Source organism: Paenibacillus sp. MT86 (assembly GCF_058792535.1).
The window spans coordinates 5,539,583-5,560,034 of sequence record NZ_CM179499.1 but is presented as its reverse complement, the minus strand read 5'-3'; the positions used below and the strand labels follow the sequence as shown (position 1 = coordinate 5,560,034).

General features: G+C 52.4%; 17 protein-coding genes. 12 read left to right on the top strand and 5 right to left on the bottom strand.

Annotated features, from left to right (window positions below):
- Positions 1-19 precede the first annotated feature (19 nt).
- From AC3RCL_RS25010 to AC3RCL_RS24990, 5 genes are all read left to right on the top strand, one after another.
- The gene (locus AC3RCL_RS25010) at positions 20-2,746 is read left to right on the top strand and encodes a GH36-type glycosyl hydrolase domain-containing protein (protein WP_213579611.1); all 2,727 of its coding nucleotides are present in this window, start codon (positions 20-22) and stop codon (positions 2,744-2,746) included.
- Between the two features lie 78 nt (positions 2,747-2,824).
- Entirely contained in the window at positions 2,825-3,709 is an 885-nt protein-coding gene (locus AC3RCL_RS25005) for a hypothetical protein (RefSeq protein WP_492532637.1), read from the top strand.
- A 102-nt stretch (positions 3,710-3,811) separates the two neighbouring features.
- Complete coding sequence (gene serC / locus AC3RCL_RS25000; protein WP_096776402.1) at positions 3,812-4,900, top strand: 3-phosphoserine/phosphohydroxythreonine transaminase; 1,089 nt, start codon at positions 3,812-3,814, stop codon at positions 4,898-4,900.
- A 132-nt stretch (positions 4,901-5,032) separates the two neighbouring features.
- Positions 5,033-5,497, top strand: a complete 465-nt coding sequence (trmL, locus tag AC3RCL_RS24995) for a tRNA (uridine(34)/cytosine(34)/5-carboxymethylaminomethyluridine(34)-2'-O)-methyltransferase TrmL (protein WP_492532635.1) — start codon at positions 5,033-5,035, stop codon at positions 5,495-5,497.
- Positions 5,498-5,695: 198 nt separating this feature from the next.
- Positions 5,696-5,950, top strand: a complete 255-nt coding sequence (locus tag AC3RCL_RS24990) for an AbrB/MazE/SpoVT family DNA-binding domain-containing protein (protein ID WP_009595823.1) — start codon at positions 5,696-5,698, stop codon at positions 5,948-5,950.
- Between the two features lie 290 nt (positions 5,951-6,240).
- Here the strand turns inward: AC3RCL_RS24990 and AC3RCL_RS24985 are convergent, their stop codons facing one another.
- Both AC3RCL_RS24985 and AC3RCL_RS24980 read right to left on the bottom strand, forming a co-directional pair.
- On the bottom strand, positions 6,241-7,326 hold the full coding sequence (locus AC3RCL_RS24985; RefSeq protein ID WP_015737103.1) for a phosphodiester glycosidase family protein: 1,086 nt from the start codon (positions 7,324-7,326) through the stop codon (positions 6,241-6,243).
- Entirely contained in the window at positions 7,323-7,730 is a 408-nt protein-coding gene (locus AC3RCL_RS24980; protein ID WP_009595774.1) for a hypothetical protein, read from the bottom strand. The genes AC3RCL_RS24985 and AC3RCL_RS24980 overlap by 4 nt, the downstream gene beginning before the upstream one ends.
- Before the next feature lie 380 nt (positions 7,731-8,110).
- Between AC3RCL_RS24980 and AC3RCL_RS24975 the strand changes: the two genes are divergently transcribed.
- Together AC3RCL_RS24975 and AC3RCL_RS24970 are read left to right on the top strand one after the other, a co-directional pair.
- Entirely contained in the window at positions 8,111-8,767 is a 657-nt protein-coding gene (locus AC3RCL_RS24975; RefSeq protein WP_009595829.1) for a DNA-binding response regulator, read from the top strand.
- A 111-nt stretch (positions 8,768-8,878) separates the two neighbouring features.
- The gene (locus AC3RCL_RS24970; protein WP_492532632.1) at positions 8,879-10,093 is read left to right on the top strand and encodes an aminotransferase-like domain-containing protein; all 1,215 of its coding nucleotides are present in this window, start codon (positions 8,879-8,881) and stop codon (positions 10,091-10,093) included.
- A 135-nt stretch (positions 10,094-10,228) separates the two neighbouring features.
- Here AC3RCL_RS24970 and AC3RCL_RS24965 read toward each other — a convergent pair whose 3' ends face one another.
- Positions 10,229-11,008: a DUF2161 family putative PD-(D/E)XK-type phosphodiesterase gene (locus tag AC3RCL_RS24965; RefSeq protein WP_036659932.1), complete on the bottom strand. Its 780-nt coding sequence runs from the start codon at positions 11,006-11,008 to the stop codon at positions 10,229-10,231.
- Positions 11,009-11,272: 264 nt separating this feature from the next.
- Between AC3RCL_RS24965 and AC3RCL_RS24960 the strand changes: the two genes are divergently transcribed.
- Both AC3RCL_RS24960 and AC3RCL_RS24955 read left to right on the top strand, forming a co-directional pair.
- On the top strand, positions 11,273-13,168 hold the full coding sequence (locus AC3RCL_RS24960; protein WP_096776399.1) for a PrkA family serine protein kinase: 1,896 nt from the start codon (positions 11,273-11,275) through the stop codon (positions 13,166-13,168).
- Positions 13,169-13,385: 217 nt separating this feature from the next.
- A complete protein-coding gene (locus AC3RCL_RS24955; RefSeq protein WP_492532629.1) occupies positions 13,386-14,447 on the top strand; it encodes a protoglobin domain-containing protein in 1,062 nt (353 codons plus the stop codon).
- Between the two features lie 127 nt (positions 14,448-14,574).
- Here AC3RCL_RS24955 and AC3RCL_RS24950 read toward each other — a convergent pair whose 3' ends face one another.
- Positions 14,575-15,966 carry a SpoVR family protein gene (locus AC3RCL_RS24950; RefSeq protein WP_096776397.1) on the bottom strand — a complete coding sequence of 464 codons (1,392 nt, stop codon included), beginning with the start codon at positions 15,964-15,966 and terminating at the stop codon, positions 14,575-14,577.
- A gap of 273 nt (positions 15,967-16,239) precedes the next feature.
- On the opposite strand from AC3RCL_RS24950, the gene AC3RCL_RS24945 reads away from it, so the two are divergent.
- On the top strand, positions 16,240-18,036 hold the full coding sequence (locus AC3RCL_RS24945; protein ID WP_096776396.1) for a S9 family peptidase: 1,797 nt from the start codon (positions 16,240-16,242) through the stop codon (positions 18,034-18,036).
- Positions 18,037-18,097: 61 nt separating this feature from the next.
- On the opposite strand, the gene AC3RCL_RS24940 is transcribed toward AC3RCL_RS24945, so the two are convergent.
- The gene (locus AC3RCL_RS24940) at positions 18,098-19,081 is read right to left on the bottom strand and encodes a cation diffusion facilitator family transporter (RefSeq protein WP_015737096.1); all 984 of its coding nucleotides are present in this window, start codon (positions 19,079-19,081) and stop codon (positions 18,098-18,100) included.
- Positions 19,082-19,412: 331 nt separating this feature from the next.
- Here AC3RCL_RS24940 and AC3RCL_RS24935 point away from each other — a divergent pair, with 331 nt between their 5' ends.
- Both AC3RCL_RS24935 and AC3RCL_RS24930 read left to right on the top strand, forming a co-directional pair.
- Positions 19,413-19,586, top strand: a complete 174-nt coding sequence (locus AC3RCL_RS24935) for a GapA-binding peptide SR1P (RefSeq protein WP_015737095.1) — start codon at positions 19,413-19,415, stop codon at positions 19,584-19,586.
- Between the two features lie 195 nt (positions 19,587-19,781).
- Entirely contained in the window at positions 19,782-20,444 is a 663-nt protein-coding gene (locus tag AC3RCL_RS24930) for a helix-turn-helix transcriptional regulator (RefSeq protein ID WP_009595798.1), read from the top strand.
- The last annotated feature ends 8 nt before the right edge of the window (positions 20,445-20,452 follow it).

The following is a 20,452-nucleotide window of genomic DNA, read 5'->3' as shown; positions in this document are numbered from 1 at the left end:
GAGGGGAAGAAAAAGCGATATGAAATCAACGGGATGGAAGTTCGAGGGGGATCAGGGCGTCTTTACGCTGCGTCATCCTGAACTTCATAACTATTTATATTTTCCTTTGGTCAACGAGGCGGGCATGATGTCGGCCATCACGCCGAATCTTCACGGCGAAATGACCAGCAGCCACAATACGTTTTTGATGTCGCCGGTATCGGTGGAGGATCTTCATAATTCCAAGTCCGCGCGCAACTTTTGGGTGCACATCGACGGGCATGGCGCATGGTCCGTATCCGGAAACTCCGCCAAGCAGAATGCGAACCGGTTCATGCATCAGGAAGAAGAGGGCCAATTGGAAGCCGGGTTCCTATGGCACAAGCTGAAGCGGATGAACGGGGAGGCCGGGCTGCAAACGGAAGTTACCAGCTTCGTGCCGGTGACGGATGACCAGATCGAGTTAATGAAAGTAACGCTGACCAATGTAGGCCAGCAGACGCTTAAATTGACCCCTACCGCGGCTGTTCCGCTGTATGGCCGTTCGGCGGATGATCTGCGGGACCATCGTCATGTGACATCCCTGCTGCATCGGATTTATGTCCATCGGGAAGGGGTCGAAGTGCAGCCCGTGCTCTCGTTTGACGAACGGGGTCACCGTATCAATCGCGTATCCTACAGCGTGCTGGGTGCGGAGGGGGACGGCTCAGCCCCAATCGGTCATTTCCCGGTGCTCGAGGAATACATCGGGGAGGGCGGAGCTCTCGATTGGCCTGAGGCCGTCATTGCCAATAAGCCGGCATATGCGCAGGCCGGAGACTCCATGGAAGGGTACGAGGCCCTTGGCGGCCTGCGGTTCGCGGAGGCGGAGCTGCGGCCCGGTGAATCCAAAGCCTATGTTATGGCAATGGTCATAGCGAAGGATCGCGCAGACATCGAAAGGCTGTCCGAAACGTATTTATCGGAGAAGCGGTTTGATGAGCTGCTTGCGCAGAACGAAGCCTATTGGAATGAGAAACTGAATACGGTATTCTTCCAGACCGGTGATCCGCAGCAGGATCTATGGATGAAATGGGTTACCCTGCAGCCGATCCTGCGCCGTTTATACGGGAATTCCTTTCTTCCTTATCATGATTACGGCCGAGGTGGCCGCGGATGGCGCGACCTGTGGCAGGATTGCCTGGCCTTGATGATTATGGAGCCTGCCGAGGTTCGGTATCTGCTGCTCAATAACTATGCGGGCGTCCGGATTGACGGAAGCAATGCTACGATCATCGGCACGAAGCCGGGCGAATTCGTTGCTGATCGGAACAACATTCCGCGCGTATGGATGGATCACGGCGCTTGGCCTTTCATGACCACGCTGCTTTACATCGATCAGAGCGGGGATATGGATTTCCTGAAGCAGCCGCAGACCTATTTCCGCGACGTATTCGTAAAACGCTGCCAGGAGAAGGACGCCGGGTGGCTGCCTGAGCACGGGAATCGACTCTTGACCGTCAGCGGCGAGGTATACGAAGGTACGGTCCTGGAGCATATGCTGCTTCAAAATCTGGTGCCGTTCTTTAACGTCGGCGAACACAACAACATCAAACTCGAGGGAGCCGACTGGAACGACGGTCTGGACCTTGCTCCGGGCAGAGGGGAGAGCGTGGCCTTCACGGCGTTTTATGCCAGCAATTTGATGCAGCTTGGCGATCTGCTGCTGGCGTGGCAGGATACGGAAGGCGTCGAGCATGTGGAAATAGCGGAGGAAATGGCGGTGCTTCTCGATTCGGTGACGGCTCCCGTCTCGTACGAGGACGTACAGGGCAAGCTGAATTTGCTGGATAGCTATTATGAGGCCGTCAAGGCGTCCGTGACCGGGAACAAACGGAAATTCAGCATTGCGGACGTTGTGCAGGATTTGAAGCTGAAGGCGGATTGGCTCATTCAGCATTTGCGCTGCAACGAATGGATCACGAGCCAAGAAGGGTACTCCTGGTTTAACGGGTATTACAATAATGACGGCGCCCGCGTGGAAGGCGATCATCCCCTGGGCGTGCGCATGACGCTAACAGGCCAGGTCTTTGCCGTCATGGGCGGAATTGCGGACGATGAACAGGTAGGGCACATCACGAAATCGGTTGACCGTTACTTAAAAGACCCTAGCATCGGTTACCGCCTCAATTCGAACTTTGGCGAGATCCAACAAAACCTCGGGCGGGCATTCGGCTTCGCGTTCGGACATAAAGAGAATGGGGCCATGTTTAGCCATATGAGCGTCATGTACGCCAATGCGCTTTATAAGAGAGGTTTTGTCCAAGAGGGCTACGAGGTATTGCGTTCGATTTATGATCTGAGCCAGGATTTTGAACGCAGCCGCATGTATCCGGGCATTCCCGAGTACATTAACGAGAAGGGAAGGGGGATGTATCCCTACCTTACCGGGTCGGCAAGCTGGCTGCTGCTCACCATGCTGACCGAGGTGTTTGGAGTGAAAGGGAACCGTGGACATCTTCGCCTGGAACCGAAACTAAGGTCTGCTCAATTCGATGCCGACGGCCACGCCACGGTCACTACCGGGTTTGCCGGAAAACAGCTTCAAATCGTATACGGCAATCCAAACCGGTTGGATTACGGAAGCTATGCGATTCAATCGGTTACGCTGAACGGTGAAAAGATACAGCTGCGCAGTCAAGATCCCGGGGCAGTCGACCTGGATCGCAGCATGCTGTCCTCGTTATCCGGCAGCGAACGGGCTTTGATACACGTCGAGCTTGCCTGATCCGCACTTATAAAAATTTCGGAAGCCCTGGCAGACAAGTCGGCCGGGGCTTCTTCATCATGAATGGAGCGATGGTTTGTGGGACATCAACTAGCGAACGGACGATTGGAAGTCGAAATAGCGAAAGTCGGACGTTATCAAGGCACGCGTTTTGACCGCACGGGTTTCATCACCCAGGTGAAATTGACCGAGAGCGGCCATACCTTCTGTGTTCATGAGTTTGCGGAAGGGTTTAACCCGCAGGCCGGGTCCGGGTTATGCAACGAGTTCGGACTCCATGAAGGGATGGGGTACGCGGAGGCCGAAGTTGGAGATTGGTTTCCTAAATTAGGGGTGGGCCTTCTTAAACGGGTCAGCGAGGCCCCGTATAACTTTCAGTATGCGTATCCGGCGGAGCCTTTCGATGTGGATGTCATTTCGGGTGAGTCGAACATCTCCTATACGGTTCGTTCCAGGAGTATAAACGGCTATGCAGCAAGATTGGTGAAGAAGATCTCGATTGAAGATACCGTATTAACGATAGATTACGAGCTTATTAACGAAGGAAGCCGAAGGATCGATACGGAGGAGTATGTCCATAATTTCATAGGGATCAACGAGGAAGCGGTAGGACCCGAGTATAAGCTGAAGCTGCCGGTCCCTGTCCGGTTTACGGAGGTCGAATCTGACTATACCTCGGACTTGCTGTCTGTCCAGGATAACGAGATAGGCTGGACCGCCAGACCGCATAAGCCCTTCTATGGAAGAATGAAAGGCTTCAACGGCGGCGATTATCCATATTCATGGGAGCTGACGCACAGTGCCTGCAGGGCGGGGGTAAGGGAGATCAGCGATTTTCCGGTTGCGCATATGGCCCTGTGGGGGACCGGACACGTTATTTCGCCGGAAGTGTTTGTTCGATTAAGCCTGGCCCCCGGAGAAAAGAGATCTTGGAGCAGAAAGTACCAATTCTTCTGCTGGTAACCGGAACAATTTAATGTGAATAATTACACTTGAAGGTCTATGGGATTGTTGCTATGATTAGCGTTAATTAGCATTCATAGTAGAGAAAGGGTGGAGAGTCTTTTGAGCAAGAGAGCATACAATTTTAACGCAGGACCTGCTGCATTGCCGCTTGAAGTGTTGGAGCGCGCCCAGGCCGAATTCGTCAATTACGGAAATACCGGCATGTCGATTATGGAAATGTCTCATCGCGGCGCCGTTTATGAAGCCGTTCATAACGAAGCGCAGGAGCGCCTGCTGTCCCTGCTGGGGAATCCATCCGGTTACAAGGTATTGTTCATCCAGGGCGGCGCAAGCACGCAATTCGCCATGATTCCGATGAACTTCCTGGGTCAAGGCCAGGTTGCGAACTACGTGATGACGGGAAGCTGGGCGGACAAGGCTATCAAAGAAGCCAAGCTGATCGGCGATACCCATGTGGCGGCATCTTCCGAAGAGAGCAAATACATGACTCTGCCCCGCATTCAAGACATTAAGCTGTCGGACAATGCAGCTTATCTCCATCTGACTTCCAATGAAACCATTGAAGGCACCCAGTTTAAGGAATTCCCGGATACCGGTTCCGTTCCGCTCATCGGTGATATGTCAAGCGATATTCTCAGCCGTCCATTCGATATGAACCAGTTCGCGATGGTGTATGCGGGTGCGCAGAAGAACCTTGGACCATCCGGCGTGGCGGTCGTGATCGTCAGAGAGGACATGATTACAGATTCTCCTAAACATCTGCCGACTATGCTTCGCTACAATACGTATTTGAAAAATAACTCGCTGTACAACACGCCGCCTTCTTTCGGCATTTACATGATCAACGAAGTGCTGAAGTGGATTGAGGAGAAGGGCGGCCTCCAAGGTGTTCAAGCGTTGAATCGCAAGAAAGCGGGTCTGATCTATGATGCCATCGACAGCAGCGAAGGCTTCTACCGCGGTTGCGTGAACGCAGAGGTGCGTTCCGATATGAACATTACGTTCCGTCTTGCCTCCGAGGAGCTGGAGAAGGAATTCGTGAAGGCTTCGGAGCAAGCAGGCTTTGTAGGCCTCAAGGGCCACCGCAGCGTCGGCGGTTTGCGGGCTTCCGCGTATAATGCCGTTCCTTACGAGAGCGCTCAGGCCCTCGTGGAATTCATGCAGGAGTTCAAGAACAGCCACAGCTAATTTCATGAGATCAGACGACGATAACCTTCCGCCAAGCTGGCGGAAGGTTATTTCTGGATATCCCGGGAATTCGGAATGGAATCGGTTATAATAAGAATAAAATAAAACAGAAGAAAAGGTGGACTTATCAACATGGCATTACACATCGTACTAGTCGAACCGGAAATTCCAGCGAATACGGGCAATATCGCCAGAACCTGTGCCGCCACGGGCACGCAACTGCACCTGGTCCGTCCGCTCGGCTTTAATACAGACGACAAGACGTTGAAACGGGCCGGACTGGATTACTGGTACGCCGTACATATTGAATATCACGATTCCTTTGAGGAATTGCAGGCGCTCTATCCGGAAGGGCGTTATTTCTACGCTACGACGAAGGCTACCAAGCGTTACATGGACATCGAATATCAGGATGGGGATTTTTTGGTGTTCGGCAAAGAAACCAAGGGATTGCCTCCGGAACTGCTGGCCGCAAATGCCGAGCATTGCATCCGCATGCCGATGACGGATAAGGTCCGATCGTTGAATCTGTCCAACTCCGCGGCGATTATGGTATATGAGGCACTACGCCAGCTGGATTTCCCGGGTATGGAATAAGAACAGCTGAAAAATCGCGCATTTTTGGGGAAAATCATCCAGTATACCTAGTTGATGTTGAAAAAAACTAAGAAATTCTTAACATCCAGCAGGATTCGACAACTTTTTATCGAACTATTATACTAGGCCCTTGTTATCAGTTCTGGAACTGTGGTGTCAGAAATCACTTGTTGAAAATGAAAGAGGTGTACAATCGTTATGAAACCTGCTGGTGTTGTCCGTAAAGTTGATCAGCTGGGAAGAATCGTTCTGCCTAAGTCTCTGCGCAAGAGATATCAAATGAACGAGGGGGATCCCGTAGAAATCCTTGTACAGGGGGACCATATTATATTGGAGCGCTATCGCCCGAAATGCGTCTTCTGTGGCTCCATGGACGGCGTAAGCGAGTTTAAGGAGCGCTATATCTGTTCGCAATGCATGTCCGAAATGCAGCAGCTTCCTAAACATGCCTAATGTCCTTATATGTGAACGATGAAATTCCTTTTGAGCATCGCTGATGAGCGGTGCCTTTTTTGTCCGAAAAAAAATAAAACTCCCCCGATATACGAGGGAGTCGCCTTACAGGCCTTTGGTTTTGTCATCGTTGTATGCCGCGGTCCAAATGCCAACCATATAAAGGGCGAATACGAGCATGACGATCCAAAATGTTAATGAGAACGACATTCATGCCACCTCCTGCTAAGCTAACTTTATTATAACCACCTTGGGCCAAAAAATAAACGAGAATATGAGTGCCGACTCTATCATTTGAAAAACAAGAAGTGCGTGGGTACCGGCCGCAGACTGCCGTCCGACGGCTTGTTCACGACGCGTCCGTTCAGAACAAGGGATGCGGAACCGCCGCCATCCAGGTTATAGGCGTCGATCACGCCCATTTTTTTCAGTTTGGTTTGCAGCTCTTGCAGCGTGGCTCCCGATTTCCCCTTCTCATCATATCCTTCGGTAACGAGGATGAGCAGCTGATCGTCCTTGTAATTGCCGATGACCGTGCGTGGTGCCCGACCGGGAGTCGTTTTCCATTTGTCCGGGATCGTCGTTTTTCTGCCGTTTTGGAGCAGCACCGGCACAAAGGTGGCCCCGAACATCGGATCGAGCCGGTCAAGGTCGCTCTGGCTGTAGAACTTGCCGCCGATCAGCTTGCCGGATTTGCTTAGGCCGACAAAGGCCAGATCCTTAAAGCTCGGTTGAAATCCCGAGACGTATTTGCCGTCGTAAAAGGTCGTGCTCAGCGGATGTCTGCCCCCGTTCCCGTCAGCGTATCCGCCGGCATTAATCCCCGCAACGGCGCCATGCCGGCTTACGGCGCGCATCGTGGTTTCGACGGATCCGGGTCTGCCGCTTTCGCTGCCGAGCGACATCTTCATTGCGGAAGGGTCCTTCAGTTTGACCTTCATCGCATAGCCATGATAGGTGCCCGGATTGATCTTGTACAATTCGATTCGAATCCGGTCGCTGTTGACCGTCTCGATCGGGACACCCAGTTTGGCTGTAATCCGGCGATTATAGATTTGCTCCGGCCGCGCGGCCTGTGATTCCGCTGTTTGCAGAATGGTTCCTACCGTAGCGGTCGTCTGCCGATAGAGCTTGGCCGTTTTTTCAATGGAGGATATCGTCTGTTCTGCTGAGACTGCAGCTTGATCCAGATCCTGCTTGATCACGGCGGATTGTTCCGATATGCTGCCCGACGGTATGTACTCCGCGGTTTCGTGCGACAGGCGCGGCGGCTCGGTAATTAACCACATGCACAGCAGCATCCCGATAAATGGTGCAATGGCAAGCATAAACGTGCGGTTTAACTGTTTAGGACGGATATACTTCAGTTTTCTCACTTCAGCAGCTCCATCTTGCGTTCCAGCTCTTTCAGCTGTTTCTCGACTTGGCTTAATTGACTGTACAGTTTGTTGCTGTTGTCCGTCTTGCCGCTAGCCTGATCCTTGGTAAAGGTCAGAAGCTCATTAAACGACTGAACCTTGCTCTGCATCTCGTCCATTTCCTGAACCAGCTCGTTAAACCTTTGATCGTACTCCGCTTTGAATGCCGCCATCTCCTGGCGCGTATCCTGCTGCAGCTGCACCACGACTTGCTCTTTCAAATGATTGCTATATAGGTAGGCTGCGGTGGTACCCAGCCCGATCAGCACAATCCAAAATACCCAGAACCATTTGGCGGATGGCCCCTTTTGATGCACTTCCTCACGGGATTTATAGGGGGTATTGTTTTCCGGCTCCAACATTGGCATTTCATCACCCCTCAAAATCTATCATTTTTTCCAGGTATCATTCTATCATGTCAGGATTACTTTCGCAAAGACGAACCAATAGCACTTGTTTTTATGAAAAAGAGATTGCTTAGAAAGTTAGAGTGGGATACAATCTGTATAGATTTGATTATCAATTAGGATACATATAAGACATTCGCCATGCATGCCGTCATAATCCCTGCGCCTATAGGATTAATTAACCTTTTTTCTATGCGAATAACGGCTGGAATTTGCGTCTGTCCATATCTGCAAACAACGGGAATTCGCATGACGGTAACGCAAGGAATTGACGGCGCTTACTTAATAGAGATGCTAGAGAGCCAAGTTTGTTGATACAGGAGGTCTATTAGAAAATGAATCAGGTTTGGCGGGTAGTTATCGTCGGAAGTCAACCTACAAGCATGCTGGGAACGAAATTGATTTTGGAAGAGCAGCAGGATCTGCTCGTAGAGGGAATGACATCCTCGGGTTCGGAAGGGCTTCGAATGGTCGAGGATTTGCTTCCTGACTTGGTACTATTGGATTATCATTTGTCGGATCATACGTCCGAAGCGGTGTTGGAGCAGATGAAGCTGCTGTCACCGAAGACCCATGTCGTCATTATGACCGATAATGACGGGCTTCCCTTGCTCCAGTCTTTGATCAGTCGCGGCGCGAGCGGTCTGTTGTCCAAGCAGGCATCCACTTTCCAGCTCATACATATGATTACCGGACTACGGGAGGGCGTTGCCTCGCTGCCGCTCGACTGGGTAAGGCAAGGCATCTGGCCGCTGACGGCCTCTGCGATGAACGAAGGCGGGCTCCAGCTCTCCGAGACGGAGGCTTTTATAATGGAACGGATCGTCCAGGGCATTACGTACGACAAAATCGCCATGGAAATTCAGGTAAGCCGCCGCTCGATCGACAACTACCTTCGCAAAATATACGTGAAGCTCGGGGTTTCCACCCGTGCGCAGGCCATCGAGAAGTATGCCCTGTACACCCGCCAAGGCAGGCAAATTTATGCCTAATGCAGGATTAAGGTTATAATATATAAATATCAGGAATACCTTTTAGAGGTTATATAAGAGGCTCCTGAATACAAAACCGAGGTTTTGATAACGGTTAGAGGGGGGACTTCCATGCAGTATTCCTTTGCTTCCCGTGCACAGACCCTTTTGTCATCCCCGCTGCGCGATATCAGGGAACTTGCGAAGCGGGATTCTTTTATTTCCTTGGCGGAAGAGCTGCCGGCCGAAGAGTTATTCCCTTTGCATTCTCTGGCGGAGGCGGCGACATCGGTGCTGTCCGAGGACCCGCTGGCCCTGCAGTACGGTGAGGCGGAAGGCTATGGGCCGCTCCGCGAGTGGCTGAGCGAGGACTTCTCCCGGCGGAAAGGCCTGAGCGTCCAGCCCCAGCATATTTTGCTGACGACAGGCACCCAGCAGGCCATCGATTTGCTGGTCAGGGTGTACGTGGACCCTGGGGATCCGGTGCTGGTGGAGAACCCGACCTCCCCCGGACTGCTTCAGGTGCTGCGTCTTCAAGGTGCCGTCATCGTTCCTGTCGAGGGAGATCATGACGGGATGCTGCCCGAGCATCTGGAGGCCATGATCCGGCAGCATAAGCCGAAGCTGCTTATGGCCGCGCCTAATTTTACCAATCCGACCGGCGTCATGTGGAGTTTGGAACGGCGTCAGCAGGTGCTGAAGCTATGCGTCTCGCATGGGCTTCTTGTCGTGGAGGATGATTCGTACGGCGACCTTCATTTCGCGGATGCCAAGAATGCGAAGCCCCGCATTCCTTCCATCTTCTCGCTCGAAGAGCCGCAGGGAGGACATGTTCTGTATGTAGGCTCTTTCAGCAAAACCGTAGCCCCCGCGCTTCGAACGGGATGGGCCGCCGGGAGCCGGCGATTGATCGAGATGATGACGGCCGTGAAGCAGATGGCCGACTGGCAATCCAGCATGCTCAACCAGCGGATGCTGCACCATCTGCTGGAATCGAAGCATTTTAAGCTGGAGGATCATATCGGCATGCTTAATCGGGAATATGCAACGAGGCTCAAGCTGATGGTGGAGCTGCTGAAACGCAGCGCATGGAAGGATTCGAGGTACGCGGTACCGCCCGGCGGGATGTTTCTCTGGGTGCAGCTGCCCCCAGGATTGGACGGGGATGCGCTCCTAAGGGCGGCCTTGCTGAAGGGAGCGGCATTCCTTCCGGGCTCGATGTGCTCGGCGGCAGATCGAACGAGGGAGTGCATCCGGCTGAATTTTACGCATCCCGGGCGGGATGAGCTGCTGCTCGGCATGAATCTTATCAGCGAAGCCGTGATGGAATTTACGGCCCGGAATTAGACATGGAAGATTTCCTTTTACGAACGCATTGAACATAGCAAAGCTGCAGATCGAGCCAGGCTGATAGGCTCAATCCGCAGCTTTTTTTCATGGGCGGATTTGTATGGGTTTCAAGATCCGGTCTATATTCAGTCATTATGATTTCAATACGGTGGCATAGTCTGCCAAGGCCTGCACGCCTGCCGGCGTCAGCACGTAGCGTCCGCGGCTCACCCGGCGGAACCAGCCGTAGTAGTTGCGCTGCAGAATGTCTGCCGCCGAACCCACGCCGCTCCGATCCCGCACAGCCGCGGGAGAAATGCCGGGCGGCACTGCAGGGACAGCTTTTTCTTGGAGCTCACGCCCATCGGGAGCCGCTTCGTGCATGCTGCGCTGCTCCGCTTCCGCTGCATTCATGGCAGCAGCAACGCGCAGCGTTTTCTCGCGGTAAGCCGTCACCAGCTTGGCCCTCGTCACTCCGCCCGTGTTGTAATCACCGCTGCGCTCCCGAAACTCGTACAGCAGGCGTTCCTTGCGCCTAATGGCGGTGCGGCCCTTCTGCACGGCCATCTCCGGCTCGCAGAGCACCTCGACGAAGGGCGCCTTGGTTTTGTAGAAGGTGACCGTGATGAGCCCCAATCCCAGTCGTCCGCAAAGCCCCGTCAGCTCCGACCAGCGCTGGTTGACCGCTCCTTTCTTCGCCCGGCTCTTCTCGACGGCCAGGTATACGTACGGGGTCAGCTTCAGCCGCTCAATGCCCTGGAGCAGCAGGGCCAGATTGAACGTTTTTTTCAGCTCCACGATCAGCGGTTCATCGGCGCCGTCTTTCATGCCGACCAGATCGCAATTTCGTACCTCGCCTTTGACTTCATATCCGTTTAATTCAAAAAAGGCCTTCAGGGGAGCGTACAGCTCGGCTTCATGCTTTATCGCCATGATGACTCTCCTTTTAATCGAAAGTTGCTAATGTTACGTCAATGTAATTTCAGTATAGCATGGGGACTGCTTTCGCGGCGTACCCGAGTGTAGAATGAACCGGTGGTTAGATAAAAAAGCATCCGCGTGACTTCGAAAATAAGGTCAACTATTCCAAGCAAGCCGCATAGGTATGTAATACACTTTTTCGATAATGGAATGTTTTCTAATGACGCTGTGGAATGGAAGCCAATCCCCATAAACAGACTCATAGGAGGTAGCGATATGGATATTTTCGAACGCATAGCATCGTATCGGGCAGAAGGCGACCGTTTGGCGTGGAGCGGCACATTCAGGGAATACATTGAAATACTTAAGAAGGATCCCTCTCCAGCCATGACGGCCCATGCCCGTGTATATGACATGATCGAATCCTACGGTTTCGAAGAGAGCGGGGGCCAGAAAAAATATAAGTTTTTTGAACAGGAAATCTTCGGCCTCGACCGGGCTGTCGAGAAACTCGTGGAGGAGTACTTCCATTCTGCAGCCCGCAGGCTCGATGTGCGCAAACGCATACTGCTGCTTATGGGACCTGTCAGCGGCGGCAAATCCACGCTTGTCACGATGCTGAAGCGCGGCCTCGAGAAGCATTCCCGCACCGACCGGGGAGCGGTATACGCGATCGCCGGCTGCCCGATGCAGGAAGAGCCGCTGCATTTGATTCCGATGGAGCTAAGACCGGAGATCGAGAAGGAGCTCGGCGTCCGAATCGAGGGGAATTTGTGCCCGGCCTGCCAGCTTCGTCTTAAAACCGAGTACGGCGGCGATATCGAAAAGGTTGAAGTCGAGCGGATATTAATCTCCGAGGAGAACCGGGTCGGCATCGGCACGTTCAGTCCGTCGGATCCCAAGTCGCAGGATATTGCCGATTTGACCGGCAGCATCGATTTCTCCACCATCACGGAATACGGCTCCGAATCGGATCCGCGCGCCTACCGGTTCGACGGCGAGTTAAACAAAGCGAACCGCGGTTTGATGGAATTCCAGGAGATGCTGAAATGCGACGAAAAATTTCTATGGAACTTGCTCTCCCTGACCCAGGAAGGGAACTTTAAGGCGGGCCGGTTCGCGCTGATAAGCGCGGATGAGCTGATCGTGGCCCATACCAACGAATCCGAGTATAAGGCGTTCATTGCCAATAAGAAAAACGAGGCCCTGCAATCCCGGATGATCGTCATGCCGATCCCGTATAATCTGCGAGTCAGCGACGAGGAGAAGATTTACTCGAAGCTGATCGGCCAAAGCGACATGAAGCATATCCACATCGCGCCGCACGCGCTTCGATCTGCCGCGATATTCTCCGTCTTGACGCGTCTGAAGGAAACGAAGAAGCAGGGCATGGATCTGATCAAGAAGATGCGCATGTACGACGGGGTGGAGGTTGAAGGTTATAAGGAAGCGGACCTGAAGGAGATGCAGAACGAATATCTGGAGGAAGGCATGTCCGGCATCGATCCGCGTTATGTCATCAACCGGATATCCAGTGCTTTGATTAAGCAGGATCTTCAGTGCATTAACGCGCTGGATATGCTGCGGGCGATCAAGGATGGGCTGGATCAGCATGCGTCCATTGCCAAGGAGGAGCGGGAACGCTACCTGAATTTCATTGCCGCCGCTCGCAAGGAGTATGACGATCTGGCCAAGAAGGAAGTCCAGAAGGCTTTTGTGTATTCCTTCGAGGAGTCCGCCAAGACGCTGTTCGAGAATTATTTGGATAACATCGAAGCGTTCTGCAACTGGACGAAAATCCGCGATCCGTTGACCGACGAGGAGATGGATCCGGACGAAAGATTAATGCGCTCAATCGAGGAGCAGATCGGCGTCTCGGAGAACGCAAAGAAGGCGTTCCGGGAGGAAATCATGATTCGTATCTCGGCTTATTCCCGCAAGGGCAAAAAGTTCGAGTACCATAATCATGAGCGCCTTCGGGAAGCGATTGAGAAGAAGCTGTTCACGGACCTCAAGGACATCGTCAAAATTACGACCTCGACCAAAACGCCGGATGCCGTGCAGCTGAAACGGATCAACGAGGTAAGCTCCAGGCTGATCGAGGAGCACGGGTACTGCCCGGTATGCGCCAATGAGCTGCTGCGTTACGTGGGCAGCCTGTTAAACCGGTAAGACCGAATAAGGAATAGCATAAGCGGAATGTCTGGAGAAGCCGCCCGTGGAACCGGGTGGCTTCTCCTCGTTTGGAGGGGATTGCCCGATTGTATGTGCAAATCTACACACAATTAGGACTTTGGGATTATGCCGAGGTGGTAAATATAGGCTATAATGGACCCTAAGTACTTGAACCTGTGATATGGATCACCTATTTAGGAGTGGATTTTTCGAAATGATTGATGTTTCCCCGAAAAGACGCCAGCAGTTGGAGTATATCGGATTGGACGAGCAGGGATTGGAGCTTCTCGCAAATCATCGTGAGGTATTTGCGAAGGTGGTTGAAGAGGTCGTGGACCGGTTTTACGCGCAGATCGGAACGCAGCCGCAGCTGATGCAGATTATCGGACTTACCTCGACCGTGGAACGGCTTAAGGAGACCCAGCGGGTGTATTGGATGTCGCTTGCTTCAGGAAGAGTGGACGATGCTTATATTGCCGAACGGATTAAGATCGGACAAGTTCACTCCAGAATCGGCCTGACCACGGACTATTACCTTGGAAGCTACATGGTTTATTTGGATATTGCCGCCGATTTATTGAAGAAGCTCGTACCGGATCAATGGATTCAAGTGGTGCATGCCCTGAGCAAAATGTTTAACCTGGATTCCCAGCTCGTATTGGAAGCTTACGAAATGAAAGAGAAAGAGAAAATCAGCAACCTGGCTTCGGATCAGCAAAAAATGTTGGAAGCGATTACAACCGCGGTTCAAGAATTGACGGCCATGATCGTGGAACTGGATCAGAGTGCGGCGCTGATGGCCGACAACGCCATGAAAACGGCGGAGGCGCAGGATAAGGCGCATACGCTGACTTCCGAGCTGGGCGAAGAAATTTTGCATATCGAGCAGATGGGAAGTTTGATACGGGAAATTTCGGATCAGAGCCACCTGCTTGGCTTGAACGCGGCGATCGAGGCTGCCCATGCCGGGGAGTTAGGCAGAGGCTTCGAGGTGGTTGCCGGCGAAGTGCGGAAGCTGGCCACCAACTCCAAGAAGGCGATGGATGAGATTCAGGACAAGGTCAGCGGCATTATTCGCAAGCTGGGGCTCGTGGAGCAGGAATCGGAGAAAACGTCCATGAACGCGCGTAATCAGGCAGCAAGCTCGCAGGAATTGGCCGCCTTCGTGAAAATGATGGAGAAGCTGGCCGATGATTTGGAATCGCTTCAACACGAATATGATATTCGGAAGCACGATATCGAGATCGAAACCTCATCCGAGAAGGTCAGCGTATAACAGGGGTCAAGAAGCGAACGGTTGATGTGCCTATATGTAAACGAACAGCAGCACCCGCGAATGGAGCAATCCTACTCATCGCGGGTGCTGCTGTGATTATACCGTTGTTTTGCTGCTTCAACCGCCGTTAAATAAACCGTCGATGCAGCTTCTTGCCGTCATAGGAGAACAGAATCGGTTTGCCTTCGATGATGCTGTGCAGATGCACGGGTTTGCCCCAGAGCCGGTAAACATAAGGGATGGTGCGCTCCATATACTTCAGGTCGAGCTCAATGCCCTCGTACAGATGCTTGATCATCAGCTCGCCGGAACGGAGATGATCGCCGTCGGTCACGACGAGGAACGGCGAGCCGCCGTTTACGCGGGAGACGACCAGCTGATCGCGGATGTTCTCCCATGCCTTGTCGGTGATTTTCCACTCCGGGCCTTTTTTCTCGAAGACATAGAGGTCCAGGTCCTCCACGAGTTCCTTTGTTAAATAATTGCGCAGGAAGGAAATATCGGAATCGTATTCGCGTACATCAAACATCTTCTCCCGATCCCAGCGGCGCTCGATATCCTCGAAGATTTTCAGTCCGAGGTAGTAGGGATTCAGGCTGTGGCGCGACGGCTGCACGACCGAGGCGTTGAGCTTGGCGAACTCCACCGTTTCCTCGCTGGTCAGGTCCATTTCCCGCAGGATGCGCTGATGCCAATACGAAGCCCAGCCCTCGTTCATGATTTTGGTTTCCATCTGCGGCCAGAAGTACAGCATCTCCTCGCGCAGCATGCTCATAATGTCCCGCTGCCAATCCTCCAGAATGTCGGAGTGCTCCTGAATGAACCACATGATGTCTTTTTCCGGCTCGGGCGGGAAGCGCTTGGGCGCCGCCGGCGATTTATCGGTTTGTTTGTCGCCGTCTTCGTCCATTTCCCATAAATCGTCATACCGGCCGGGAGGCTTCTGCCGCTTGGCTTCCTCCTTCTGCTCCTGCATCCGCCGTGCCGTGTAGCGCTGTTTATCGAGTTTATCGGGCCTCACGATATGGGGATCCACATGCTCCTGAATCGCCAGCACGGCGTCGATGAACTGCTCAACCGCCTCCGTGCCGTGTTCGATCTCATAGCGGGAGATGCGCTCCGCCGTGGCGGACATGCTCTCGACCATATTGCGGTTGGAGACGGAGAAGCGGGCGTTGTTTTTGAAAAAATCGCAGTGTGCAAGGACGTGGGCGACAATGAGTTTATTCTGGATCAGGGAGTTGCCGTCCAGGAGAAACGCATAACACGGATTGGAGTTGATCACGAGCTCGTAGATTTTGCTTAGGCCGAAGTCGTACTGCATCTTCATTTTATTGAAGGTTTTACCGAAGCTCCAGTGGCTGAACCGGGTAGGCATGCCGTAGGCGCCGAAGGTGTATATGATGTCTGCCGGGCAGATCTCATATCGCATAGGGTAAAAATCAAGGCCGAAGCCTGTAGCGATCTCGGTAATCTCCGCAATGGAACGTTCCAGTTCCGCGATCTCGTCTTGGTGCACGAGAATCCCCCCTTCGTCATTAAAAACATGGTTCTTATCATTTATATGGAATCCTGCAGCAGATATGCGGGCAGAAGAGGGGGCGCCGGGAATATATACAGGCCTCTGTCAAAATTTGTGCATCATCTCGGTCTGCAGACTTAGTAACCTGCCCGACTATGTAACGGTGACCCCCAGAATGCTTTGCGTTATAATGGGAATAATCCAGCGGTTTGGAAGAGTTACCCATTTATTAACCGATGGATAATAAGATGAGGTCAGGGAGGCAAATGAATGATCGATTTTCCTAAGCCCGATGTGGAGCAATTTTTTCAAACGTATGGCATTCGTACCTTCGGAATCAGTGCAGACGAGTCACGGCTTGTATTCAGCAGCAGTCTAAACGGAAAGTTCAATTTATGGGCCATGGAGTTAGAAGGGGAGACGTCCTACCCTTATCCGCTTACATACAATGACCAGATCGCAAGCTTCATTAAGCTGGACCCGGAAGGGCGGCATATCTTGACGGCGTTTGACCGCGACGGGAATGAGAATTATCAGTTTCATGCGCTGCGCTGGAACGGCGGCGAGCCGATGCCTTTGTTCGAAGGGGCGGATGCGGAGGACAAACATTATTTCGTGCATCTGTCAGAGGACGGCAAGCGACTGTATTATGTCACGTCGAAGGGGAATCCGTCCTTCCTGAATTCGCGCGTGTATCATCTGGACACCAAGGAGGATCATTTGCTGCATGAGGGCGAGGCGACATCGACCGAAATGTGTGCCGTGAGCCCCGACGAGAAAACCATCGCGTATACGAAAATGTATGCCAACACCTACTATGTTAGTTACGTGAAGCGAGAGGGCGAAGAGCCGCTGTGCTTGACGCCTACGCCTGAACAGGTGCATATTTCGGGGGATGTGCTGTTTGTCAGCAATGACCAGGTCATTTTTGCAACAGACTATGAATCCGAATTTTCTTACGTGGCCCGTTACGACATCCCGCAGCGGAAGTTTGAACCCCTGTGCCGCATCGACCGGGAGAGCATCCAGCTCTTGCGCTTCCATAAGGATTCACGAACCCTGTACATCGTTACGGAAAAAGGGGTAGAGGATCGACTATATGCCTATTCCCTCGACGGCGGTGAGTTAACCCCCATTCCTCTTCCATCGGACATCGTGGAGCAGCTGAACGTCACGAAGTCCGGCAATCTGTACCTGCTCGCCCGGGGTGCGGTGAAGCCGCTTAACATTTACCGTTATGCAGGTGGCTCATGGAGCCCGATCACAAAGAACGTGCTGACAGGGTTGACCGATGAGGACTTAGTGACGCCGGATGTCGTGACGTATCCATCTTTTGACGGAATGGAGATCGAGGCCCTCCTGTTCCGCGCCAAAGACAACGTGGCCAACGGTTATACGGTGTTTTGGCCGCATGGCGGCCCGCAAGCCTCGGAGCGCAAGCAGTTCCGCTCCATGTTCCAGTATATCCTGGCCAAAGGGTATCACATCTTCTGCCCGAACTTCCGGGGAAGCACCGGTTACGGCAGCTCCTTCGTGAAATTGGTGGAGCAGGATTGGGGCGAGGGACCGCGCAAGGACTGCTTGGCAGGCATGGATTGGCTGTTCGAGCAAGGGATTTCGAGCCGCGAGAAGCTCTTCGTGATGGGCGGAAGCTACGGCGGTTATATGACCCTGCTGCTGGCGGGCCGGAATCCGGATTATTTCAAGGCGGCCATCGACATCGTCGGGGTCAGCAACCTGTTTACCTTCTACGATTCGGTGCCGGAACACTGGAAACCGATTATGGAGCGCTGGATAGGCGATCCGGAACGGGATAAAGAACGCTTCATCAAGGATTCGCCGATTACGTATCTGGATGATATGGTGAACCCGATGCTCATCATCCAGGGAGCCAACGATCCGCGCGTCGTTAAAGAGGAGTCCGACCAAATCGTCGAGGCCTTGAGAGCCAAGGGCCGTGACGTGGAGTATCTTGTGTTCGAAGACGAGGGGCATGGGATTACGAAGAAGGCCAACGAAAAGATCGCTTATGCACGGATGGTCGAATTCCTGAAGCGCAATCATTAAGCATCGCATAAAAAAAGAGGCATGCCCGAGGTCCAAACGGACCCTGAGGCATGCCTCTTCCTTATTGACCCGGATGATCCAGATCCTCTCTTGGATTCCAGAGCTTGATTCCGTCGTCCTCCAGTATGCCCAAGGTCACGTCCGAGATGTTCGGATCCTGGGTCAACAGGGCGTTGATTCTCATTTTGGATTGCCCGGCCTCGGCAAGGGTCATCCCTTTTTTCAGCTCAATGTAGGCTTCCACATGATAATTACGGCCTTCCTGCAGAATACGCAGACGATTGATGTCACGAACATCCGGATCGGCAAGAATGATTCCGGAGATTTTCTCTTCCACGTCCTTCGGAGCGGCCACCCCGATTAAACCGACCATGTTGTCATATCCGACCTTAAAGGCTACGCCCACCATCAGACAGCCGATCAGGATCGTGGCGATTCCGTCCAGGATGAGGAAATTGAAGAAATGCGCGAACACGATGGCGATCAGCGCGAAGAGGGCACCAAGCGTTGCAACAATATCTTCATAGAACACAAGCCGTGTCGGCGGGGCGGCGCGGCCGGCATTTTTGAAAGCGGCGGGCAGCAAGGAAAGTCCCGATGCTTCGGCGCGGGTTTCCTTCATAATTTCTTTCATGGCTTTAACCAGGATGGAACCGTCAATGATAACAGCAATGGCCAGCACAATGAAATTGAGCCAGAAATTCGTGGCTTCTTCCGGATGTTTTAACAGCTTGAAGCCCTTCAGTATCGTTTCATAGGCCATGATGGTGACCACGATCACCGCGACCATGCAGACCAGGTTAATGACCCTGCCAAAGCCCGTGGGGAACTTCTTGGTCGGCTTCCGCTCGGCCAGGACGCTGCCTACGAATACGAATCCTTGATTCACGGCATCGGCCACCGAATGCATGGCGGAGGCAAACATCGTCCCGCTGCCGCTGATGGAAGCGGCAATCCCCTTGATGATGGCCAATCCCGTATTGCCCAGTGCGGCAATGGCGGATGAGGTATTTCCTTTCTTAATGAGCTGCCATGTGTTATTCAATCCAAACCCTCCGTCTATAATGTCGATTTTTAGTGGAATCCGAAGTATATATTATCATATCATGCCAAATTAAGGATATCCCTCTCTTTTTTAGATGAGATAAGATTACACAAAAATTACTTAACATGTTTTTTGTTACATTAAACATGATTTACTCATATCTTTATTTCTTGCCCAATACATTAAGAATATAGTGGAAAATAAAGGATGGGTGAAGCGTAGGAGGTTGGTTAGCGGTCTTTGGCATGAAGTGGAGAATCGTTTGTAACCCCTTGATAATCAAGCGGGAACTGCCTTGCAGCAAAGTGAATAAACATGAGGAGGAAATGTTATGAAAGCGTTAACAAGTCCGGAGGCAGCCAAAGGCAAGGCGAACGAGGAATGGGGCCTGATCATATGCTCCAGATGCGATGAGATGGTGGACACGATTCCAACCGACGGAGTGAAAATCATTTATGGATTTTGCGGAAAAGGGGAATGCAAGGGCACGGACTTTCAGAACTGAGTGATCGTGGCGATTAGCGGAATGAATAACGAGCATGCTTAAGGGAGGAATTTTCCTGAAAGCATGCTTTTTTTTGGATTTATAACCTTTTTTGATGGGTATAACAAAAATTATTGATACTTTATTATGCATTTTTAGACGAAAATATGTTGCATATATATTATATATGACGTATTATATCGGCAAGTAGAGGAAATGCACGCAGGAGGGATCACTATCGAACTGACGACAAGGCAGCAGGATATCGTCGATATCGTAAAAAAACATGCACCCATTACAGGAGATCAGATTGCGGAGATGCTGAATGTCAGCCGTGCCACCCTTCGCACCGATTTATCCAAGCTTGTGGTTCTGGATTATATTGATGCCAAGCCCAAGGTCGGGTATTTTCTGGGAAAGCGGGGAACGCGCGACCGGGAGGAAAAGTTTCGCCTTCTCAAAATGAAGGTCGGCGATCTGCACGGCGTTCCGGTGATAGTGCGTGAGACCACGACGATTCACGAAGCCGTTGTATCCTTGTTTCTGGAGAACGTGGGAAATCTGATCGTTACCGATGCCGACGGCCATTTGGCCGGTATCGTGTCCCGTAAGGATCTGCTCAAGGTAACGCTTGGCAACCCGACGGCCTCCTCCATGCCGGTAAGCCTGATCATGACCCGCCGGGCCAACGTAACAACGGTCCAGCCGGAAGACACGGTGCTGGATGCCGCACGAAAAATCATTAATCATCAAATCGATAGCCTGCCGGTGGTCGTTCCATCCACCACGGGAAATCCGGGGGAGCACTGGAAGGTTGTCGGCCGGATCACAAAAACGAATATTATCAAAATGCTGCTCGACATGGTAGCCGAGGAATAATGGGAGGA